A 21443-nucleotide genomic window follows, 5' to 3' on the forward strand; every position below is an offset into this window, starting at 1 on the left:
CCCGCCGGTCTACCCGGCTTGCCGCCCGTGTGATCCTTTGGCACCTTGGGTCGGAATCTGCCCGGCCGTTCTCACGATGCGTGACCGCGTGACCATAGGGCAGCATGAAGCCGACGTCACGGGGCGGAGGTTCCACGCATGTCGCCACGGATCGACCTCCCGAGCGGATGGGTGACCTTCGTCTTCACCGACATCGAGGGCTCCACCCGCCTGGCCCAGCTGCTCGGTCCGGGCTACCGCCCGGTGCTGCGGGAACACCGCCGGCTGCTGCGCCACACGCTGGCCGGCACCGACGGGGCGGAGCTGCTGACCGAGGGCGACTCGTTCTTCCTCGCCTTCCCGGACGCGGCCACGGCGATGCAGGCCTGCCTCACCGCGCAACGAGCGCTGGCCGGCCACGACTGGCCCACCCCGGAGGCCGCGCCCCGGGTCCGGATGGGCCTGCACACCGGCTACGCCGAACCCCGCGACGGCGAGTACGCCAGCCCCGAGGTGCACCGGGCGGCCCGGGTGGCCGCCGCCGCCCACGGTGGACAGGTGCTCTGCTCGGCCGCGACCGCCCGGCACGCCGACCCGCTGCCCGACGGGGCGTCCCTGTTGGACCTCGGGCTGCACCGGCTGCGCGGCTTCGACGACCGGGAACGGTTATTCCAGCTCGTCGCGCCCGGCCTGGAGCGGAGCTTCCCGCGGCCGCGTACCGCCGACGCGGTGGCGCACAACCTGCCCACCCAGGTCACCTCGTTCGTCGGCCGGCAGGCCGAGCGGGCCGAGCTGCGGCGGCTGGTCGAGACGTACCGGCTGGTGACCGTGCTGGGCGCGGGCGGGGCGGGCAAGACCCGGCTGGCGGTGGAGCTGGCCTCCGGGGTGGTCGAGGCGTATCCGGACGGGGTGTGGTTCGTCGACGTCGCCGCGGTGACCGACCCGGGGCTGGTCGCGTTCGAGATCGCCGCCGTGCTCGGGCTCCGCCCGGAACCGGGCCGCCCCATGGTGGACACCCTGGTCGAGTACGCGGCGGCGCGACGGATGCTGGTCGTGCTGGACACCTGCGACGCCCAGCCGGCCGCCTCGGCCGAGGTGATCGCCCGGCTGCTGGCCGGTGGCCGGGGCGTGCGGGTGCTGGCCACCAGCCGCGAGTCGTTCGGCGTGCCCGGCGAGGCGGTGTGGCGGATTCCGCCGCTCTCGGTGGATCCGGGCCCGGACGGCGGGGAGAGCGACGCGGTGGCCCTGCTGCTGGACCGCACCACGGCGGCCCGGGGTGGCCGGGCGCCCGAACCCGCCGAGCAGGCCGACCTGCGTCGGGTGGTCCGCCGGCTGGACGGGCTGCCGCTCGCCATCGAGCTGGCCGCCGCGCGGCTGCGGGTGCTCTCGGTGGGGCAGCTCGCCGAGCGCCTCGACGACATGCTGGGCACCCTGGACGCCGGGCGGGAGGAGCTGGAGCAGTCCCCGGTGGAGGCCGGCTGGACCGGCAACCAGCAGGACACCGTCGACCTGGTGGCCGCCGCGACCGGGGCCGCTCCGGCCACCCCGGCGAGCCGGGCGGTGCAGCGCTCGGCGAACGAGCGGCACCTGACCATGCAGGCCACGGTCACCTGGTCGTACCGGACGCTGGGGGCGCGCTCGGCCCGGCTGCTGCGCTGGCTGGCCGTCTTCGCCGGTCCGGTGGACCTGCCGACCGTGCAGTGGCTGCTCGACGACGACCCGCTCGACCCGCTGTCGGTGCTGGTGGACAAGTCGATGGTGCTGGCCGAGCCGCACGCCTCGGGCAGCACCTACCGGATGCTGGACCCGATCCGGGCGTACGCGGCCCGGCGGCTGATCGAGGCGGGCGAGGAGCAGACCGCCCGGGACCGGCACGTCGCCTGGTCCAAGCACGCCCTGGAGCGCGCCCACCTGGGCCCGGACGGTCGCCCGGTCACCCTGTCCCTGTTCGCGCTCGACCCGCTCGCCGGGGAGTTGCGCGCCGCGCTGCGCTGGTGCGCCACCGGCGGCAGCGCCCGGTCGGGGCTGCGGCTGGCCGGCGGGCTGGACCAGTGGTGGCGGGAGCGGGGGCTGGCCCGGGAGGGGCGGCTCTGGCTGTTCCGGCTCTACGGCCGGATCGCGGAGACCGGGGAGCCGATCCCGGAGGCCGAGCTGGCGGCGGCGTACCACATGCACTCGTTGCACGCCGGGGCGGACGGCGAGTTCGCCGAGGAGCTGCGCTACTCGCAGCGGGCCGAGGCGGCCGCCCGGCAGGCCGGCGACCTGGGGCTGCTCGCCCGGGTGCTGGCGGGCCGGGCCGCGCCGCTGGTCGACATGGGACAGTTCGTCGAGGCGGAACGGGTCTGCCGGGAGGTGATCGACTGGGCGCACGCCCAGGACGTGGTCCCCGACGCGCTGCTCGCCGTCTACAACCTCGCCGAGCTGCTGTGGCGCCGGGGCGCGCTGGACGAGGCGGCCGAGGTGCTCGGCGCGGCCCGCCCGGTGGAGGCGGCCCGCCCGGTGGAGCGGGGCCGCCGGTCGGTGGACATGCTGCTCGGCCTGGTGGCGCTGGCCCGGGGCGACCTGGTGGCCGCGCACGAGCACCTGTTGGTGTCGCTCCGGTCCCGGATGAGCCACGGTTACCTGGGCCGGGCCTGCGACACGTTGAACGCGATCGCGGTGCGCTGCGCGCTGGGCGGGGAGCCGGTGACCGCGGCCCGGATCTTCGGCGCGGCCCAGGCCACCCGGGCCAGCCTGCGCGCCACCCCGGGCATCTACGGCCCCTACTGGCTGGCCCGCCAGGCCGAGCTGCGGCGCGCCATCGGCGACGCCGCGTTCGACGCCGCCTACGCCACCGGCGCCGCCCTTCCCCTGGAGGAGGCCGCAGCCCTGGCCCTCGACCTCGAACACCCCGACCTGGCCGTACCGAATTCCCCCCGCTTCACCGCCCCCGCCCCGCGCCGCTCCACCGCGAGTTGACCAAGAGGTTCGCGTCGTGATCCGGGCCTCCGGTGACGCGAACCTCTTGATCGACGGCGTGGGGGCGGGGCGGGGGAGGGGGCAGGGGTCAGCGGAGGGTGGCGCGGCGTTCGGCGTCGGACTTGATGCGGGCGGCGCGGTCGAGGTCGGCCTGCTGGACGGCGGCGACCGAGCCGAAGACGCTGACCGCCTGGTAGTAGGTCCAGGCCAGGCTGTAGCAGGCGGGCCGGACCACGGCGTTGTAGGTGGCGCAGACCCGCTTCAGGTCCTCGTAGAAGGCGCTGTCCAGCCGGGACTTGTTGGCCGAGAACCGGCCCATCGCCTTGTAGTTGCGGTAGCCGAAGTCGTGCCGGTAGCAGGAGAGGCTGAAGTTGAAGCCGAGCGGGTTGTCCGGGCTGGACGAGCAGTAGTCGGTCGACCAGTTGAAGGCGTACTCGGTCCAGGCGGCCTTGTTCAGCCGGGCGGAGTTCCAGGCGTTGTAGCTGGTGGCGCTGGTCTGGGTCCAGCTGGAGAGCACGGCGAGCTTCTGTTCGGTGCTCACCGCGGCGGCGGCGGGGGTGGCCACGCCGAGGGCGGTGAGCAGGGCGATCGTGCCGGCGGCGAGCAGGGTGGTGAGACGTCGGGACACGGGTACCTCCCCGGGGGTGTGGGGCCAGATGTCGATGATTTTCGATCGACCGCGGGACCCGGGGCGACGCTTCGGGCGACGTGTTGGTGACATGCGTCGAAACAGACGAATGCCTTTGCCTCAGGGGCAGGCGGCCATATACTCGTGTACGAGTAATCGGGCACGAGGAGGGCACGGTGGCGAAGCGACGTCCGGTCGGCAACCTGCTGGCCCTCGCCGTGCTCGCGGCGCTGGCCGAGCGGCCCCGGCACCCCTACGAGATCGCCGCCGTGCTGCGCCAGCGCGGCAAGGACCAGGACATGCCGATCAAGTGGGGCTCGCTCTACACGGTGGTGGCGAACCTGGAGCGGCACGGCCTGCTGGCGGCGGTGGAGAGCGGCCGGCAGGGGCGGCGCCCGGAGCGCACCGTCTACCGGATCACCGACGCCGGGCGCGCGGAGCTCGTCGACTGGACCCGGGAGCTGGTCGCCGTCCCGGAGCGGGAGCAGCCCCGGTTCGAGGCCGGCCTGTCGGTGCTCGGCGTCCTGGGGCCCGACGAGGCGATCGAGCTGCTGCGGCAGCGCCTCGACCGGCTGGAGGAACAGCTCGCCGCGCAGCGGGCCGCGCTGGCCGGGCACGCCCGGGCGGTGCCCCGGATCTTCCTCATCGAGGCCGAGTACGACCTGGCCGTCCGGGAGGCCGAGGCGACCTGGTTGCGCGGCCTGCTCGACGAACTGACCACCGGCGCGCTGCCGGGCGTGGCCGAGTGGCGGGCCTGGCACGAGACCGGCGCGGTGCCGCCCGAGTGGGCGGACCTGGCGGAGAGGGGGACCGAGCCGCACTGACAGTGGACCCCGGCGGGGGTGCGGGAACACCACCGCCGGGGCCCTGACCTGCGAACCGAGACCGCGGGAACGGCAACCCGGCCGCAAGGTGGCAACCGCAACGATAACCGGGCTCCCGTCCCCGGGTCGGTTCGTGTCCGCACGATCCGAGACGGAGGAAGACATGAGCACGAAGGACCTGCACCCGCCGAAGCGCAAGCTGCTGCCCGAGATGGAAGGGGCGACCGCCCGCTGGTACGCCCGCAACCGCGGCTCCGCCGCACAGCTGGCCGAATACCGGCGGCAGGCCGCCCGGCTGGTCGAGGGGCTGCCCGCCGACGCGGCGGTGCTGGAGGTGGCGCCCGGCCCCGGCTACCTGGCGATCGAGCTGGCCCGGCTGGGGGCGTACCGGGTCACCGGGCTGGACGTCAGCCGGACGTTCGTGGAGCTGGCGGGGGAGGCCGCCCGGCGTGCCGGGGTCGAGGTGACCTTCCGCCAGGGCGACGTGCACGAGCTGCCCTTCCCGGCGGACTCGTTCGACCTGGTGGTCTGCCAGGCGGCGTTCAAGAATTTCGTCCGCCCGGTCCGGGCGCTGGACGAGCTGCACCGGGTGCTCCGGCCGGGCGGCCGCGCGGTGATCCACGACCTGCGGGCGGACGCCTCGGCCGCGGACATCGAGCGGGAGGTGGCCCGGATGGGGCTGCGCGGGCTGGACGCCTTCTGGACCCGCTCGGCGCTGCGGATGCTGCGCCGGCGCGCGGTCACCGCCGACGCCTTCGCCCGGCTCGCCGCCGAGAGCGCCTTCGGCGGCGCCGAGGTGGACCGGGACGGGCTGATCGGGTTGGAGGTGCGGCTGCACCGGGCCGGCTGAGCACGGCGACGCCCGGGACCCCTGAGGGCCCCGGGCGTCGCCGGTCGGATCAGCGCACGAAGCGCGGCGGGCTGACCGGGCTCTCGTTCCAGAGCCGGTCCAGCGCGGTCACGTAGTAGGTGTGCGCCCCGGCCGACGCCGTGGTGTCCACCCAGGACTGCACGTCACCCTCCGTGCCACGGACGGTGGCGACCAGGTGGGACGCGTCGGCGAAGTCGCAGCGGTCGGCCAGGCCGACGCCGTCGAACCGGTAGATCGCATATCCGGTGGCGTCGCCGAGCGGACCCTGGCCGTCGGCCGGCTGCCGCCAGCTCAGGCGCACCCCGTCGTCCTGCCGCTCGGCGCGGGTGACCACCGGGGCGAGCAGCGGCTGGGCCGGCAGGTGCGACATGGTCGGCACCAGCGCCGGTCGGGAGTAGTGCTCGGCCGCGTAGATGTCGGTGGCGCCGAGCCGGTTCGCCCGCACCTGCACCGCGGAGAAGTGCACGTTGCCGAGCACCTCCGGGTACGACCGGTTGAGCGTCAGGTGGTTCGACAGCTCCTGCGGGTTCATCCAGAACGAGCCGTACGCCGGGTCACCGCTCTTGTAGTCGGCCTGCCCGATGTAGAGCTGGACGCGGGTGCCCCGCACGGTCTCCGCCCACCACGGCACCAGCCGGGCGTAGTCGGCGGCCGGGTACTGGCCGATGTACCAGTAGAGCTGCGGCACGATGTAGTCGATCCACTCCTCCTTGACCCACTTGCGGGTGTCGGCGGAGATGATGTCGTACGACTGCGAGCCGGTGGTGTCCGAGCCGTTCGGGTCGGCCGACTTGTTGCGCCAGATGCCGAACGGGCTGACGCCGAACTTCACCCAGGGCTTGACCGCCTTGATCTTGGCGTTCATCTCCTGGATCAGCAGGTTGATGTTGTCCCGCCGCCAGTCGGCCTTGTCGGTGAAGCCCCGGTTGTACTGGGCGAACGTGGCGTCGTCCGGGTACTGGTAGGTGCCGCTCGGGTACGGGTAGAAGTAGTCGTCGAAGTGCACGCCGTCGACGTCGTACCGCTTGACGGCGTCCATCATCGCGGTCTGCACGAACTCGCGGACCTCGGGGATGCCGGGGTTGTAGTAGAGCCGGCTGCCGGCGACCCCGGCCGGCGGGTAGGCGAACACCCAGTCCGGGTGCTGGCGCACCGGGTGGTTCGGGGCGAGCTTCGAGATGTCGGCGCCGGCGCCACCGGGGGCCGGCATGGAGACCCGGTACGGGTTCATCCAGGCGTGGAACTCCAGGTTCCGCTTGTGCGACTCCTCGACGAGGAAGGCCAGCGGGTCCCAGCCCGGGTTCTGGCCGCGGACGCCGGTCAGGTACTCCGACCAGGGCTCGACCTCGGAGGGCCAGAACGCGTCCGCCGTCGGGCGGACCTGGACCACGACGGCGTTGTGGTTGAGCTTCTGGGCCAGGTCGAGCCAGGCCAGATACTCCGCCTTCTGCTTGGCGATCTGGTCCGGCGCGGTCCAGGACGCCTTGGTGGGCCAGTCGATGTTCGTCACCGAGGCGATCCACATGGCCCGGAACTGCCGCTTCGGGACGGCCGGGTCGGTGACGCAGGTGGTCGCGGTGGAATCGGTCGCCGTGTCGCTCTCCGCGGCGCTGGCGGGGGTGCCGGCGACGAGCGCGCCGAGCAGCGCCACGGCCAGCCCGGCGGCTCTGAGCCGAGTTGCCTTCATGCGGTGCGGTCCCTTCGTTGGGCTCCCGGGGGGACGGTTTCGGGTGGCGACGGACGCCCGGCGCATCCGGCAAGATTCGCCGCAGATTGTCTATCGCTGGTAGAAAACTTTCATCAATCCGCAGGTGGCGCAAGACCTCCGGCCGGATCGATGCGCAGGTGGGGCCGAACGTCCGAGGGTGAGTCGGACCACAACCCGATCCGTGACCTTTCCGACACCCGACGTACCGGATTACCGGGGCGGGGGCCTGGGTAGCTTGGCCGGTCACGGACCGCCACCGTGGTGGTCGCACGGTGGGAGGTGGTCATGTCCGTCCTGCGGACGAAACCGATCCGGGACGTGCTCGCCCAGGGAGAGGCCGACGGCGAGGACGGTCGGCCCGGACTGCGTCGCCGGCTCGGCGCGGTCGATCTGATGGGCTTCGGCATCGGCATCGTGATCGGCACGGGCATCTTCACACTGACCGGCATCGAGGCGAAGAACCACGCCGGTCCCGGCGTGGTGATCTCCTTCGCCGTCGCCGGCGTGGTCGCGCTGCTCGCCGCGCTCTGCTACGCGGAACTGGCGTCCAGCGTGCCGACCGCCGGCAGCGCCTACACCTACGCGTACGCGACGATGGGCGAGATCGTCGCCTGGATCATCGGCTGGGACCTGCTGCTGGAGTTCGCCCTCGGCTCGGCGGTGGTGGCCCGGGGCTGGTCCGGCTACCTGGCGTCGCTGTTCAACCTGCCCAGCGCCTGGTTCGCCGAGGAGGGCAGCGTGGTCAACCTCGGCGCGATCGCGATCGTGCTGATCCTCGGCGTCATCGGCATCGTCGGCATCCGGGAGTCCGCCCGGGTGACCAACCTGCTGGTCCTGGTCAAGGTCGCCATCTGCGTCTTCATCGTGGTCGCCGGGCTGTTCTTCGTGAAGGCCGCCAACCTCAGCCCGTTCATCCCGTCGACCGAGCCGGCCGGCGCGGGCGAGGACGGCATCCGGCAGCCGGTCACCCAGGCCGTCTTCGGGCTGGAGCCCTCCGTCTTCGGCTTCGCCGGGGTGCTCACGGCCGCGGCGGTGGTGTTCTTCGCGTACACCGGTTTCGAGGCCGTGGCGAACCTCGGCGAGGAGACCCGCAAGCCCCGCCGCGACCTGCCGCTGGGCCTGCTCGGCACGCTGGGCGTCTCCACCGTGCTGTACATCGGCGTCTCGCTGGTCGTGGTCGGCATGGTGCGCTACACCGACATCGACGAGGGTGCCCCGATCGCCTCGGCCTTCGAGGCGGTCGGCGCCGGCTGGGCCGCCGTCCTGGTCTCCATCGCCGCCGTCGCCGGCCTGACCAGCGTGATCCTGGTCGACCTGGTGGCCATGGGCCGGATCGGCTTCGCCATCGGCCGGGACGGGCTGATCCCGCCGTCGATCGCCAAGGTGCACCCGCGCTGGGGCACCCCGTACCGGATCTCGGCGATCATGACGATCGGCGTGGCCCTGCTCGCCGGCTTCCTGCCGCTCTCCGCGCTGGCCGACCTGGTCAGCATCGGCGCGCTCTGCGCGTTCGTGCTGGTCTCGGTCGCGGTGCCGATCCTGCGCCGGCGGCGCCCGGATCTGGAGCGGCCGTTCAAGGTGCCGTTCTCGCCGGTGCTGCCGATCGTGTCCGCGCTGGCCTGCCTCTACCTGATGCTCAACCTGTCGGTGGAGACCTGGCTCCGGTTCCTCGCCTGGATGCTGCTCGGCGGGCTCATCTACTTCGGCTACGGCTACCGGAAGAACCGCCTGGCCCGCCGGGAGGCGGCCGCCGAGGAACCGTCCCCCGCCCTGCGCTGACCCGGCGGGAAGGGCCCCCGGCCGACGCCCGACGTCGGCAGGGGGCCCTTCCCGCGCTCAGGGCCGGGGTTGCGGGGTGGCCGTCGGCCCCTTGACGACCGGCTTTCCGTCGGTCCAGACCACCTCGTCGAGCCACACCTGGCGACCCGGGTCGGTGCTGCCCTCCTGGCCGGGCGGCCAGGCGTGGTAGAGCAGCCAGGTGCGGCCGTCCTTCTCGATCATCGACGCGTGGCCCGGGCCGGAGGCGACCGCGTTGGACTTCAGGATCGGGTTCTCGGCGGCCTTCACGCACGGCCCGGTCGGGCCCTCGCAGACCGCGTAGCCCTCGGCGTAGCTTGCCTGGTGGTAGGCGTTGGCGGCGAAGAAGAGCAGCAGCTTCCCGTCGTGGCGGTGGAAGAAGGGCCCCTCGATGAGCGCGCCCTCCCAGGGCTCGGTCTGCTTGAGCAGCTTCGTCGGGCTGCCGACCAGCCGCAGGCCGTCCGGCGACAGGCGCTGCGACCAGAGCCAGGTGTCCACCCCGATGGCGTTGCCGTCGTTCTTCCAGAGCAGCCACAGGCTGCCGTCGGTGTCCCGGTACGGGCTGGCGTCGATCGAGCCGCCCAGCTCCGCCTGGCAGACCAGCGGGCCGGCCGCGTCGTCCCGGTACGGCCCGAGCGGGGTGGCCGCCACCGCCCGGCCGACGCACTGCCGGCCGGAGGCCCGGTCGGCCACCGTGTAGTAGAGGACGAACCGGTCCGGGGCGAGCTGGACGGCCTCCGGCGCCCAGGTCTTCCCGGCGTCGGCCCAGGCCGGCAGGTCCGGCAGCGCGTCACCGGCCGGGCTCCAGTCGACCAGGTCGGGCGAGGTGAGCACCGGGACGTTCCGGCCGCCCGAGTTGGTGTGGAACAGGTACCAGGTCTCGCCGACCCGGATCGCCTGCGGGTCCGGGGCGTCGCTGCGGACGACCGGGTTGGTGAACACTCGCGGGTCCTCCGGCGTACTCGGTGGGGTTTCTCCGCTGCCGCAACCGGCGACGAGCAGCGCGGCGGCCAGGGCCGCCGCGCCGCGTCGCCGGGTCCGCCGCTCGATCATCCCTTCAGGCCGCTGCGGGACACGCCCTGGATGATGTGCCGCTGGGCGAGCACGAACAGGATCAGCACCGGCACGCTGGCCAGCACCGCCCCCGCCATGATCACCGGATAGTCGGTCACGTACGCGCCCTGGAGCAGGCCCAGACCGGCCGGCAGGGTCAGCCGCTCCGGGCTGAACAACACGTAGACCGGCCAGAGGAAGTCGTTCCAGTTGGTCAGGAACGACAGCACCGCCAGGGTGGCCAGCGCCGGCTTCGACAGCGGCAGCAGCACCTGGGAGAAGACCTGCCAGTGGTTCGCCCCGTCCAGCACCGCCGCCTCCTCCAGCTCGGCCGGGATGGAGAGGAAGAACTGGCGCAGGAAGAAGACGCCGAACGCGCTCGCCGCGCCGGGCACGACCACCACCGTCAGGGTGTCGATCCAGTTCAGTCGATCGGCGATCACGAAGTTCGGAATGATCAGCGAGGTGGGCGGCAGGAACAGCGTGCCGACGATCAGGGCGAAGCTCAGCTTCCGGCCCCGGAACCGCAGCCGGGCCAGGGCGTACGCGGCCATCGACGCGGTGACCAGCACCAGCAGCGTGTGCAGGCTGGCGGCCAGCATGCTGTTGACGAACCAGCGCAGCACCGGGTTGGCGGTGTTGTGGAGGATCTGGTCGTAGCCGTAGCTGGAGAACGGGTTCGGCAGCCAGCTCGGCGGGTCCTGCTGCGCGTCGTCGTACGTCTTCAGCGAGGTCAGGGCCATCCAGACCAGCGGGGTCACGAACACCGCGGTGATCAGGAGCAGCGCGGCGTAGCGCACCACCCGACGCACGTTCGTCATGGTCGTCCCCTCAGTCTTCCCGGTAGCGGAACAGCCGGAAGTTGACGATGCTGACCACCGCCAGCAGCAGCGCGAAGAGCACGCTCATCGCGGACGCCTGGCCGACGTCGTAGTTGCGCAGCCCCTCGTCGACGATCCGCCACACCACCGTCCGGGTCTGCTCGCCCGGGGCGCCCTGCGTGATCAGGAAGGACTGCCCGAAGACGTTCGCCGAGGCGAGGATGGTCGTGGTGAGCACGAAGAGCAGCACCGGGCGCAGCCCGGGGAGGGTGACGTGGCGGAACCGGTCCCAGGCGTTCGCGCCGTCCATCCGCGCCGCCTCGTACAGTTCGGCCGGGATGTCCTGGAGCCCGGCCAGGTAGATCACCGCGTTGAAGCCGCAGGTCCACCAGACCGTCACGCCGACGAGTGACACCCAGGCCCACGGCACGTCGGTCACCCACGGGGTGTCCGCGGGCAGCCCGACTGCGCCGAGCAGCCGGTTCACCAGGCCGAGGTTCGCGTCCAGCAGGAAGCGCCAGAGCAGGCCGATCACCGCGACGCCGAGCACGTACGGGGCGAAGAAGGCGGCCCGGAAGAACGTCCGGCCGGGGAACTTCTGGTTCAGCAGCAGGGCCAGGCCCAGCGGGACCACGACCAGCAGCGGCACCGACAGCACCGTGAAGATCGCCGTCGCCCGGACGCTGGACCACCAGTCCGCGTAGTCGGCCGAGTCGCTGGAGAACAGGTCCCGGTAGTTCTCCAGCCCGACGAACGGCCGGTTCGGCAGCTGGAGGTCCCACTGGTGCAGGCTGATCCAGATCCCGAACAGGATCGGCGCCAGCCCGAAGACCAGGAAGAGCACCAGGTACGGCGCGAGGAAGAGGTACGGGGTCGCGCGGTGCCCCCGTTCCGTCACGCCCCGGCGGCGGGGGTTGCCCGCCGGGGGCGGCGCGTCACCACGCGCCGCCCCGACCTCGATCACGTCCGCCACCGCGGATCAGCTCCCGTACTTCTTGCGGTTGTCCTCAAGCTGCTTGTTGGCCTTGTCCACCCCGTCGTCCAGCGCCTGCTTCGGCGACTTCTTGCCGAGCGCCGCCTCGTTGAAGGAGTTGTAGAAGGTGGTCATGACCTCGCCGAGGCCCGGCGAGGCCGGCGGGAAGGCGGCGTACTCCAGCTCGGGGGCGAGTGCGCTGATCTCCGGCAGGGCCTTGAACTCGGCGCCCTCCCGGACCTCCTTGCGGGCCGGGATCTGGCCACCCTTGGCCCAGTCGAGCGAGTGCTGGCTGAGCCAGTTGATGAAGACCTTCGCCCCGGAGACCTTGTTGTTGTCGGCGCTGCGCTGCTTGACGATCGTGAAGTTGTGCGAGTTCGCCCAGGTGGCCTTCTGGCTGCCGATCTGCGGCAGCGGGGCGACGCCCCACTGCACCTGGGGGCTCTTCTTCAGGTCGTTGATCTGCCAGATGCCGTTGAAGTTGAAGGCGTTCTTGCCGCTCTTGAGCGCCAGGTAGTCGGCGTCCTGGCCGACGTTGGCCGGAGAGAAGCCCTGCTTGATCATGTCGACCAGCCAGGTGCACGCCTCGACGGCCGGGTCGGAGTTGAAGGTCGCCTTCGCCACCTCGGGGTCGAAGAGCGTCCCACCCCACTGGTGCAGCAGGCTGTAGAAGGTCATGCCGCCGGTGAACTGGAACGGGCTGACCCAGAAGCCCTGCACGCCGGCCTTCTTCAGCTCGGTCAGCGCCGCCGTGTACTCGTCCTTGGTCGTCGGCGGCTTGTTCGGGTCCAGGCCGCTCTTCTGCATGACGGCCTTGTTGTAGTAGAAGCCCATCGGGTGCATGTCCAGCGGGATGCCGTACCGCTTGTCGTGGTAGATGCCGCCCTTCCACACCGTCGGGGCGAAGTCGCCCTCGCTCAGCTCCAGGGCCTTGGCCACGTCGTCCAGCTCGCTGATCACCCCGCGGGCGGCGAAGGTGGCGAGCTGGTCCATGTGCATGACCGCGATGTCCGGGCCGTTGCCGCTGGTGACCGCGCCGGGCAGCTTGCTGTAGTAGTCCTGCCACTCGTAGGTGATCACGCTGACGGCGATGTTCTGGTGCTCGCTGTTGAACTGCTCGACCAGCTTCTTGAAGATGTCGCCGTCGCCGCCGGTGAAGCCGTTCCAGAGCTTCAGGTCGACCTTCGGGCCGGTGTATTCCTTGCCGCCGTTGCCGGCCGCGGTGGACCCCTTGGTGCTGCTGCCGCCGCCGCAGCCGGCCAGCGTCAGCGTGGCCGCCGCGCCGAGCCCGACGCCGAGGCCGAGCAGCCGGCGCCGGCTCATCTCGTTCTGGATCATGCTTACTCCTTGGGGGACGGGTTGCAGTATTGCCTGGTCACGGCTGAGGCGCGAAGCGCAGCAGGTTCCAGGAGCAGGCGGGCAGCGCCACGGAGCACCGGCCGCCGTCGAGGGTGGGGGTGGTGACCTCCCGAGGCGTGACCCGCTCGGGCTCCGCCTCGGTGTTCGTGGCGGCCGGGTCGGCGCCGGCCGCGAGGGTGGTGTGACCGACGGCGCGCAGGCCGGGCAGCCCGCGCAGGTCCAGGTCGAGCGGGAGCTCGCTCGATCCCCGGTTGACCGCGAAGACCGCCAGCTCGCCGGTCTCCTCGTCGTGCACGGCGACGGTGTCCAGCACCGGCACCTCGCCGTACCGCTTCGTCTCGTACGTCGGGCCGACCGGCTCGGTGCGCAGCACGGTGCCCCGCGCGTACCGGGCGGTCAGGGCGAACGGGTGGAAGATGCTCTGCCGCCAGGCCGACCCCCCGTTGCGGGTGCGGATCGGGGCGATCACGTTGGCGAGCTGCGCCTGGCAGGCCACTCCGACCCGGTCGGCGTTCCGGAGCAGGGTGATCAGCAGGTCGCCGACCACCACGGCGTCGACCGCCGTGAAGTCGTCCTCGATGAGGGCCGGCGCCTCGACCCAGCCGCGCCGGTCGAGGTCGGCCTGGAGGCGGGACTGGTACCAGACGTTCCACTCGTCGAAGGAGATCTTCAGCTTGCGCTTGTGCCGCTGCTTGGCGGCCACGTGGTCGGCCGTGGCGACCACCTCGCGGATGAAGCTGTCCATGTCGACGGCGGAGGCCAGGATGCTGGCCCGGTCGCCGTCGGACGGGTCGTAGTAGGTGTGGGCCGAGATGTAGTCGACGTGCTCGTAGGTGTGCTCCAGGACGGTCGCCTCCCACGAGGCGAAGGTCGGCATCCCCCGGTTGGAGCTGCCGCAGGCGACCAGGCTGATCGACGGGTCGATCATCTTCATGGCGCGGGCGGTCTCGGCGGCCAGCCGGCCGTACTCGTCGGCGGTCTTGTGGCCGACCTGCCACGGCCCGTCCAGCTCGTTGCCCAGGCACCAGAGCCGGACCCCGTACGGCTCCTCGGCGCCGTGCTTGCGGCGCAGGTCGGACAGCTGGGTGCCGCCCGGGTGGTTGGCGTACTCCAGCAGGTCGCAGGCCTCCTGCACGCCGCGGGTGCCGAGGTTGACCGCCATCATCGGCTCGACGCCGGCCTCGGCCGCCCAGGTCATGAACTCGTCCAGCCCGAACGCGTTGGTCTCGATGGTCTTCCAGGCCAGGTCCAGCCGGCGCGGACGGTCGCCGACCGGGCCGACGCCGTCCTCCCACCGGTAGCCGGAGACGAAGTTGCCGCCGGGGTAGCGGACCACCGATACGCCCAGCTCGCGGGTCAGCTCCAGCACGTCGCGCCGGAAGCCGCGCGGGTCGGCGTCCGGGTGCCCCGGTTCGTAGACTCCGCCGTAGACGCAGCGCCCCATGTGCTCGACGAAGGAGCCGAAGAGGCGACGGTCGGCCGCGCCGATGGTGAAGGTCGGGTCGATCGTCAGCTGCGCGTTCGGCACGGTGCCACCCTTTCCTCGGTGCTGTCCCGGTGACCTCGGTCACCGGTGTCCCTGGTTTGTACAACGTTGTAAGCAACGATGTAAAGGGGTCGTTACGTCGTCGTGACGCGGTAGAGTGCGCCCCAGCAGTCACCCGGGAGGAAGTTCAGTGCGGCACAGGCTCAAGGACGTCGCGGAACGGGCCGGCGTGTCGGTGAAGACCGTCTCCAACGTCGTCAACGGCTACCTGCACGTCCGCGCGGACACCCGCGCCCGGGTCGAGGCGGCCATCGCCGAACTCAACTACCGGCCCAACCTCTCGGCCCGCAACCTGCGCAAGGGGCGCACCGGGGTGATCGCCCTGGCCGTGCCCGAGCTCGACATCCCCTACTTCGCCGAGCTGGCCCGGCACGTGGTCACCGCCGCCGCCGAGCACGGCTGGACGGTGCTGATCGACCAGACCGGCGGCGGCCCGGAACAGGAACGCAAGGCGGCCAGCGGGATCGGCGACCACATGATCGACGGCCTCATCTTCAGCCCCCTCGCGCTCACCGCCGACGACCTCGTCGGCCTCGACGGCATGCCGATGGTGCTGCTCGGCGAGCGGGTCGACCACGGCCCCGCCGACCACGTGGTGGTCGACAACGTGGCCGCCGCCCGGGAGATCACCGCCCACCTGGTCGGGCTCGGCCGCCGCCGGATCGCCGCGATCGGCTCGCAGCGCACCCCCGAGGGGGCCAGCGCCCGGCTCCGCCTGGCCGGCTACACCGCCGCGCTGGCCGACGCCGGCATCGGCTACGACGAGCGCCTGGTGGCGCCCGCGCCGGCCTGGCACCGCGCGGACGGCGCGGCCGCCATGCGGCACCTGCTCACCTCCGAGGTACGCCCCGACGCCGTCTTCTGCTTCAACGACACCCTGGCCCTCGGCGCGCTGCGCGCCCTGCACGAGGCGGGCCTGCGGGTGCCCGACGACGTCGCGGTCGCCGGCTTCGACGACATCGAGGACGGCCGCTTCTCCATCCCGACCCTCAGCACGGTCGCCCCCGACAAGGAACGCATCGCCCGCCTGGCGGTCGAACTCCTCGCCGGCCGCCTGACGGGCGACCGGGAGGCCCCACCCCGCGAACTGGTCGCCCCCCACCGCCTGGCCCTCCGCGAATCCGCCCCCTGACCCGCCTCGCCGGCCCTCGCCGCCGTCGCTGTCGCCCCGCCCCGCTCCGCTCCGTTGATCATGGGGGTGGCGGCGAAGTCGATCTCCTTGACTGCCGCCAACCTCATGATCGACGGCGTGGCCCGTGTCGGACGGCGGGTTCCGGTGCGGGTCAGTCGAAGAAGCGGGCCAGGTGGGAACCGGGTGGGGGTGGGGCGTCGGGAGGCAGGGGGGTGAGGTCGGCGAAGATGGAGGCGCCGTCGTTGCCCACGTGCAGCGGATACCAGCGCGGGGTGCCGGGCGGGCGCTGACCGCAGATGCCCTTGAAGGTCTGCACGTCCAGCAGCCGGACGTGGGTCGGGTCGGCCACCGCGTTCACGTGCCGCCACCAGGGGCTCATCACGTGCAGCACGCCGCCCGGGCGCAGCGCCCGGTGGCACTCGTCGAGCAGCGGCAGGAAGTCGATCAGGTGCTCCAGGATGTGCACCGCGAAGAAGACGTCCACCGAGTCGTCGGCCAGCGGCAGCGAGCCGGAGAGGTCGGCCACCGCGTCCACCCCGGGCGCCGGGTAGATGTCCAGCCCCAGGTTGCCCGGCCACTGCTTGGTCGCCCCGCAGCCCAGGTCCACCACCACCGGCGCCCGGCCGGCGACGCTCACCCGGCCCCAGACGCCGAACACCCCGGCGAGCCGGCCCACCAGGTCCCGGACCAGCCGCAGCTCGGCCGGGTCGGCGACCGCGCCGTCGAGGTGGGCGACGCCCCGGTCGAAGCGCACCTGGACGGCCAGCCCGCGCAGCCGCTCGTCGTGCCGGGCCAGATCGGCCCACGCGTCGGCGAGGAAGCCGTCGACCTCCCGCAGCCGCTCGCCAGAGAGTGCGGATTGCGCCACCGCCACCATTCGCCACCTCCGGGCGGCGCGATACCCGCATCCCCGCCCGATATGCCTCACCCGCCGGAGTCCCGGCCGCTTCCAGGCGGGGCGTGGTCAGCCGGCGATGGTGCGGCGGGCGGTGCGGGAGCCGCGCATCCGCTGGCGCGGTTGCGGAGCGGGCGCCTTCGGTCGTTTGAGGTGGTAGCGGTGCAACTCGTTGTTGCCGGGCAGCGACGGGTCCTCGCTCATCGCGACCAGTTCCCAGCCCTGGTCACCGGCCCGGTTCAGGTGGGCCAGCGCGGTGTCGCCGTACGGCGTGACGTCGATCATGGAGCCGTCCGGGCCGTACCAGATGAAGACGACCTCCCACCCGATGTCGGTGGTGGCGGCCTGGCGGCGGCGGACCAGCAGCGCGTACTCCCACTTGAGCATGGGCTCATTCTCACCCCGCGCGACCGGATCGGCACGGATCAATCCTCGGCGATCCGTCCGTCCGCCACCCGCAGCCGCCGGTTCACGCTCACCGCGTCCAGCATCCGCCGGTCGTGGGTCACCAGCAGCAGCGTCCCCGGGTAGCCGGCCAGGGCCGACTCGAGCTGCTCGATCGCCGGCAGGTCCAGGTGGTTGGTCGGCTCGTCGAGCACCAGCAGGTTCACCCCGCGCCCTTGGAGCAGGGCCAGCGCGGCCCGGGTGCGCTCGCCGGGGGAGAGAGTGGCCGCCGGCCGCAGCACGTGGTCGGCCCGGAGGCCGAACTTGGCCAGCAGCGTCCGCACGTCCGCCGGGTTCAGCTCGGGTACGGCCGCGCCGAACGCGTCCAGCAGGGGCTGGTCGCCGAGGAAGAGCCCCCGGGCCTGGTCCACCTCGCCCACCACCACGCCCGGACCGAGCGCGGCGTGCCCCTCGTCCAGCGGTAGCCGGCCCAGCAGCGCGGCCAGCAGGGTGCTCTTGCCGGAGCCGTTCGCCCCGGTGATCGCCACCCGGTCGGCCCAGTCGATCTGGAGGTCCACCGGGCCGAGGGTGAAGTCGCCGCGGCGTACCACGGCGCCCCGGAGCGCGGCCACGACGGCGCCGGCGCGGGGCGCGGCGGCGATCTCCATCCGCAGCGCCCACTCCTTGCGCGGCTCCTCGACCACGTCCAGCCGCTCGATCAACCGCTCGGTCTGCCGGGCCTTGGCGGCCTGCTTCTCGCTGGACTCGGACCGGAACTTCCGGCCGATCTTGTCGTTGTCGGTGGCCTTGCGGCGGGCGTTCTTCACGCCCTTCTCCATCCACGACCGCTGCGTCCGGGCCCGCGCCTCCAACTGGGCGCGGGTGCCGGCGTACTCCTCGTAGTCCTCGCGGGCGTGCCGCCGGGCCACCTCGCGCTCCTCCAGGTAGGCCGCGTAGCCGCCGCCGAAGTGGTTGACCTGCCCCTGGTGCAGGTCCAGCTCCACGATCCGGGTGACGGTCCGGGTGAGGAACTCCCGGTCGTGGCTGACCAGCACCGTGCCGGCGCGCAGCCCGGTGACGAAGCGTTCCAGCCGGTCCAGGCCGGCCAGGTCGAGGTCGTTGGTGGGCTCGTCGAGCAGGAAGACGTCGTAGCGGCTGAGCAGCAGCGAGGCCAGCCCGGCCCGGGCCGCCTGGCCGCCGGAGAGGCCGGTCATCGGGTGGTCCAGGTCGACGCGGAGCCCCAACTCGGCGGCGACCTGCTCGGCCCGCTCGTCCAGGTCCGCCCCGCCCAGGTCGAGCCAGCGCTCCAGCGCCGTGGCGTACGCGTCGTCCGCGCCCGGCGCCCCGGCGGTCAGCGCCTCGGTGGCGGCGTCCAGCGCCGCCTGCGCCTCGGTCACCCCGGTCCGCCGGGCCAGGAAGTCCCGGACCGTCTCACCCGGGCGGCGCTCCGGCTCCTGCGGTAGGTAGCCGACCGTGGCGGTGGGCGGGTTCAACGCCACCGACCCCTGCTCCAGCGGCTGGAGCCCGGCCAGGGTGCGCAGCAGGGTGGACTTGCCGGCGCCGTTCACCCCGACCAGCCCGACCACGTCGCCGGGGGCGACCACCAGGTCCAGGTCGGCGAAGAGGAGGCGGTCGCCGTGCCCGGCGGTGAGGTCCTTGGCGATCAACGTGGCGCTCATGAGGAGATCGAGCCTACCGGCGCGGCCGGCCGCGGCGAATCGGATGACCCGGGCTCGGGGCGCGATCGAGGTGAGGGAGACTCACAGCCGTGGTGACCACTCTGGCGATCGACTGCGGGGGCGGCGGGATCAAGGCCTCCGTGCTGGACGCCGCGGGGACGATGCGGGCCCGGCCGCTGCGGGTCCCCACGCCGTACCCGCTGCCGCCGGCCCTGTTCGTCAAGACGCTGCTGGATCTCGGCGGCCGGCTGCCCCCGGCGGACCGGCTCACCGTCGGGATGCCCGGCATGATCCGGCACGGCGTGGTGGTGGCCACCCCGCACTACGTCACCCGCTCCGGCCCGCGCAGCCGGGTCGACCCCCAACTGGTCGCCGAGTGGTCCGGATACGACGCGCGCAGCGCCCTGGCCGAGGCGTTCGGCGTCCCGGCGCTGGTGCTCAACGACGCCGAGGTGCACGGCGCGGGCGTGGTCGCCGGGACCGGCTGCGAGCTGGTGCTGACCCTCGGCACCGGGCTGGGCAGCGCGCTCTTCGACGGCGGGGTGCTCGCCCCGCACCTGGAGCTGTCGCACGCCCCGGTGCGCTGGAACACCACCTACGACACGTACGTCGGGGAGCCGGAACGGCGGCGCCTCGGCGACGCGTTCTGGTCGCGGCGGATCCGCCAGGTGGTGGACGGCCTGCGGCCGGTCTTCCGCTGGGACCGGCTCTACCTGGGCGGCGGCAACTCGCGGCTGATCCGGCCGGAACAACTGGCCCGGATGGGCGACGACGTCGTGGTCGTCCCGAACACGGCCGGAATCGTCGGTGGTGTCCGGGCCTGGGACCTGGTCGGCGACCGGTACGACCCGACCACCTGAGCGATCACTCCGAAGGAACACTCGCGGTACGGCTGTTGTTGTGCCAGCGTCGGACAAAGGGCTGGCGCGACAGGAGGAGGTGGATCGAGTGGATCTTCTGGCGGAGTACCGGCGGGCGACCATGTTCTTCGAAGCGGGTGACCCGACCGGAGCGGCCCGGCTGCTCGAACCGATCGTCGAGGCCGAGCCCGGCAACTCCTCGGTACGGCAGCTGCTGGCCCGGGCGTACTTCCAGTCGGCCCAGCTGAACCGGGCCGAGGAGCAGCTGCGCGAGCTGGTCGACCGGGACCCGAGCGACCACTACGCGCACCACGTGCTGGGCCGGACGCTGGAGCGGATGAACCGTCCCGTCGACGCGCTGCGGCACCTGCGCATCGCCGCGGCCATGTACTCGACCAACGTCGACTACACCGCGGCGCTGCGCCGTGTGGAGGGCAAGGTCGGCGGTCGCTGACGGTTGACGACGAAGGGCAGCCCTGCCGGGCTGCCCTTTGGCGTACCTAGGATGGGCTCGTGAAGCTCAAGCTCGATCTCCACGACATCTACAACCGGGGCCACGACATCGACCGGGCCCTGCGCGGGATCATGGACGAGGCGGTGGCGAAGAAGGCCACGCTGGTGGAAATCATCCCTGGTAAGGGCTCCGGCCAGCTCAAGAAGAAGGTGCTGCGCTTCCTCGACCAGAAGGACGTCAAGCAGCTGTACCACCGGGTCGAGAAGGACTCGAAGAACTTCGGCCGTCTCTTCGTGCATTTCCGCTGGAAGTAAGCGCCCCGGCTTCCCGACCTCCCACGCCACCGCCGACGTGGCTCCTGACCTGCGGAAACGTCTTCCGTAGGTTTCCGGCATCTTCCGCCGTTACTCGCGCTCGGTTGTGCCGGATCTGTGCCCTGTGATCATGGCCACCGTGCCAGCTCCGTAGCCGGTCGATGTCGAGCAGCGCCAGCGGGCCGACCGGGGGTGTGCTGTAAATCCGTCGCGAAAGCTACAGAGGTTCGAATCCTCTACCCGCCACACTCGCTTGTTAGTTCTCGGCGCTCCGTCCGACAGAGTCCGTCCATGTCTGCGCCTCGGGCGGGCTGCCCTCGCACGGCAGCCGGCGGCTGCTCTCGTCCCGGCCGATTGCATGATGCTGTGATGGATCAAGCAAGGGCGCAACTGGCGAAGACGCTACGGGAACTAAGGTTCTGGCAGGATTTCTCCGAGGAGGATGCTGCGGCCGGGGAACAAGCGGTCACCCAAGGTGCTCATCCGCTCGGCGGACGGGCGACCCTCGACGAGGAACCGGGTCTCCGGTTGTTTCACGTGGACGGGGAGACCATGGCCGAGGGAGGGGTGGGCCGGGTCCTGGCGGAACTGGCCCCCGTGCTGCGTCGTCACGGCGTGGAACCGCACGTCGAGCTGGTCACCTATCCCGACAGCGTCGAGAGCGGCGACTACGTCATCAGGATCAATGGCCGCACCTGCGTCGTGTGGACGCCGCGGGACTGGGTTGCGAACAGTCCGTGGGCGGTGGCGACCGTCCGGCCGCTCGCCGTCCTCAACGACCTGCTGGCCAAAGCCGGCGCAGTCCCCCGGCTCTACACCCTGCAAACCGGCGGCAACGACGGAGTAGCCTGGCTCCTCGACCCGCGCATCGTCGCCGCCATCACGGGGAGCGGACTGTTCGGCGAGGACGAGACACCGGCACTGGCCACTCAGGAATGATCAGAGTGCCGCCTCGCGCGGGAGCGGAGGCGGCGCTCTCATGAAGCTCACAGGAGCTGAGGTTGCGGCCATCGTGGTCGCCACTGCCGGCTTGCTTCAGTCCATGCGCAGGGAGGCCACCAAGCGCTCAAGGCGTTAGAGCGGCAGCGCCAGACTGACGCCGTAATGCCATCCCGATGCTGACTCGAAAATCGGTGAGTGGGTGGGCAGGCGGCAGCACCCGGCGGAGCGCAGCGGAGCCGGGTCGGGTTGAGGGCTTCTGATTAGGC

19 protein-coding genes are annotated in these 21443 nt (G+C 72.1%); 9 read left to right on the forward strand and 10 right to left on the reverse strand.

Going from position 1 to position 21443, the window contains the following annotated elements; all coding sequences use genetic code 11:
- The first annotated feature begins 138 nt into the window (after window positions 1-138).
- Window positions 139-2937 carry an adenylate/guanylate cyclase domain-containing protein gene (locus AB0F68_RS10195; protein ID WP_357334653.1) on the forward strand — a complete coding sequence of 933 codons (2799 nt, stop codon included), beginning with the start codon at window positions 139-141 and terminating at the stop codon, window positions 2935-2937.
- Window positions 2938-3025: 88 nt separating this feature from the next.
- Here AB0F68_RS10195 and AB0F68_RS10200 read toward each other — a convergent pair whose 3' ends face one another.
- Entirely contained in the window at window positions 3026-3565 is a 540-nt protein-coding gene (locus tag AB0F68_RS10200) for a phospholipase (RefSeq protein ID WP_357334656.1), read from the reverse strand.
- A gap of 176 nt (window positions 3566-3741) precedes the next feature.
- Here AB0F68_RS10200 and AB0F68_RS10205 point away from each other — a divergent pair, with 176 nt between their 5' ends.
- Both AB0F68_RS10205 and AB0F68_RS10210 read left to right on the forward strand, forming a co-directional pair.
- Entirely contained in the window at window positions 3742-4389 is a 648-nt protein-coding gene (locus AB0F68_RS10205) for a helix-turn-helix transcriptional regulator (protein WP_357334658.1), read from the forward strand.
- A gap of 163 nt (window positions 4390-4552) precedes the next feature.
- Window positions 4553-5239 (forward strand): class I SAM-dependent methyltransferase, encoded by a 687-nt coding sequence (locus AB0F68_RS10210; protein ID WP_357334661.1) that lies wholly within the window; start codon window positions 4553-4555, stop codon window positions 5237-5239.
- A 49-nt stretch (window positions 5240-5288) separates the two neighbouring features.
- Here AB0F68_RS10210 and AB0F68_RS10215 read toward each other — a convergent pair whose 3' ends face one another.
- Entirely contained in the window at window positions 5289-6947 is a 1659-nt protein-coding gene (locus AB0F68_RS10215) for a family 10 glycosylhydrolase (RefSeq protein ID WP_357334663.1), read from the reverse strand.
- A 306-nt stretch (window positions 6948-7253) separates the two neighbouring features.
- Between AB0F68_RS10215 and AB0F68_RS10220 the strand changes: the two genes are divergently transcribed.
- On the forward strand, window positions 7254-8747 hold the full coding sequence (locus AB0F68_RS10220; protein WP_357334665.1) for an amino acid permease: 1494 nt from the start codon (window positions 7254-7256) through the stop codon (window positions 8745-8747).
- Window positions 8748-8804: 57 nt separating this feature from the next.
- Here AB0F68_RS10220 and AB0F68_RS10225 read toward each other — a convergent pair whose 3' ends face one another.
- Genes AB0F68_RS10225 through AB0F68_RS10245 form a run of 5 tightly spaced genes read right to left on the reverse strand, consistent with a single transcriptional unit; the run spans window position 8805 to window position 14499 of the window.
- Window positions 8805-9818 (reverse strand): glycoside hydrolase family 43 protein, encoded by a 1014-nt coding sequence (locus AB0F68_RS10225; protein WP_357334668.1) that lies wholly within the window; start codon window positions 9816-9818, stop codon window positions 8805-8807.
- Window positions 9815-10639 (reverse strand): carbohydrate ABC transporter permease, encoded by an 825-nt coding sequence (locus AB0F68_RS10230; RefSeq protein ID WP_357334670.1) that lies wholly within the window; start codon window positions 10637-10639, stop codon window positions 9815-9817. The genes AB0F68_RS10225 and AB0F68_RS10230 overlap by 4 nt, the downstream gene beginning before the upstream one ends.
- A gap of 10 nt (window positions 10640-10649) precedes the next feature.
- Window positions 10650-11612 (reverse strand): sugar ABC transporter permease, encoded by a 963-nt coding sequence (locus tag AB0F68_RS10235; RefSeq protein WP_357334673.1) that lies wholly within the window; start codon window positions 11610-11612, stop codon window positions 10650-10652.
- A 6-nt stretch (window positions 11613-11618) separates the two neighbouring features.
- Window positions 11619-12950, reverse strand: a complete 1332-nt coding sequence (locus AB0F68_RS10240) for an ABC transporter substrate-binding protein (protein WP_357334675.1) — start codon at window positions 12948-12950, stop codon at window positions 11619-11621.
- 37 nt (window positions 12951-12987) lie between these two features.
- A complete protein-coding gene (locus AB0F68_RS10245) occupies window positions 12988-14499 on the reverse strand; it encodes an alpha-N-arabinofuranosidase (protein WP_357334677.1) in 1512 nt (503 codons plus the stop codon).
- 148 nt (window positions 14500-14647) lie between these two features.
- Here AB0F68_RS10245 and AB0F68_RS10250 point away from each other — a divergent pair, with 148 nt between their 5' ends.
- Complete coding sequence (locus AB0F68_RS10250; RefSeq protein ID WP_357334680.1) at window positions 14648-15649, forward strand: LacI family DNA-binding transcriptional regulator; 1002 nt, start codon at window positions 14648-14650, stop codon at window positions 15647-15649.
- Between the two features lie 151 nt (window positions 15650-15800).
- Here AB0F68_RS10250 and AB0F68_RS10255 read toward each other — a convergent pair whose 3' ends face one another.
- From AB0F68_RS10255 to AB0F68_RS10265, 3 genes are all read right to left on the reverse strand, one after another.
- Complete coding sequence (locus AB0F68_RS10255; RefSeq protein WP_357334682.1) at window positions 15801-16526, reverse strand: methyltransferase domain-containing protein; 726 nt, start codon at window positions 16524-16526, stop codon at window positions 15801-15803.
- Between the two features lie 87 nt (window positions 16527-16613).
- Window positions 16614-16931 (reverse strand): hypothetical protein, encoded by a 318-nt coding sequence (locus tag AB0F68_RS10260; protein ID WP_262282959.1) that lies wholly within the window; start codon window positions 16929-16931, stop codon window positions 16614-16616.
- A 38-nt stretch (window positions 16932-16969) separates the two neighbouring features.
- Window positions 16970-18607 carry an ABC-F family ATP-binding cassette domain-containing protein gene (locus AB0F68_RS10265; protein WP_357334684.1) on the reverse strand — a complete coding sequence of 546 codons (1638 nt, stop codon included), beginning with the start codon at window positions 18605-18607 and terminating at the stop codon, window positions 16970-16972.
- An 89-nt stretch (window positions 18608-18696) separates the two neighbouring features.
- Here AB0F68_RS10265 and AB0F68_RS10270 point away from each other — a divergent pair, with 89 nt between their 5' ends.
- The 4 genes from AB0F68_RS10270 (at window position 18697) to AB0F68_RS10285 (ending at window position 21174) form a co-directional block, all read left to right on the forward strand.
- Window positions 18697-19467, forward strand: a complete 771-nt coding sequence (locus tag AB0F68_RS10270; RefSeq protein WP_357334686.1) for an ROK family protein — start codon at window positions 18697-18699, stop codon at window positions 19465-19467.
- A gap of 88 nt (window positions 19468-19555) precedes the next feature.
- Window positions 19556-19921, forward strand: a complete 366-nt coding sequence (locus tag AB0F68_RS10275; RefSeq protein ID WP_357334689.1) for a tetratricopeptide repeat protein — start codon at window positions 19556-19558, stop codon at window positions 19919-19921.
- Window positions 19922-19980: 59 nt separating this feature from the next.
- Complete coding sequence (locus AB0F68_RS10280) at window positions 19981-20235, forward strand: Smr/MutS family protein (protein ID WP_046564396.1); 255 nt, start codon at window positions 19981-19983, stop codon at window positions 20233-20235.
- 369 nt (window positions 20236-20604) lie between these two features.
- Window positions 20605-21174 carry a hypothetical protein gene (locus AB0F68_RS10285; RefSeq protein WP_357334691.1) on the forward strand — a complete coding sequence of 190 codons (570 nt, stop codon included), beginning with the start codon at window positions 20605-20607 and terminating at the stop codon, window positions 21172-21174.
- Window positions 21175-21443: the final 269 nt, after the last annotated feature.

The organism is Micromonospora sp. NPDC023966 (assembly GCF_040639095.1).
Classification (GTDB): Bacteria; Actinomycetota; Actinomycetes; order Mycobacteriales; family Micromonosporaceae; genus Micromonospora.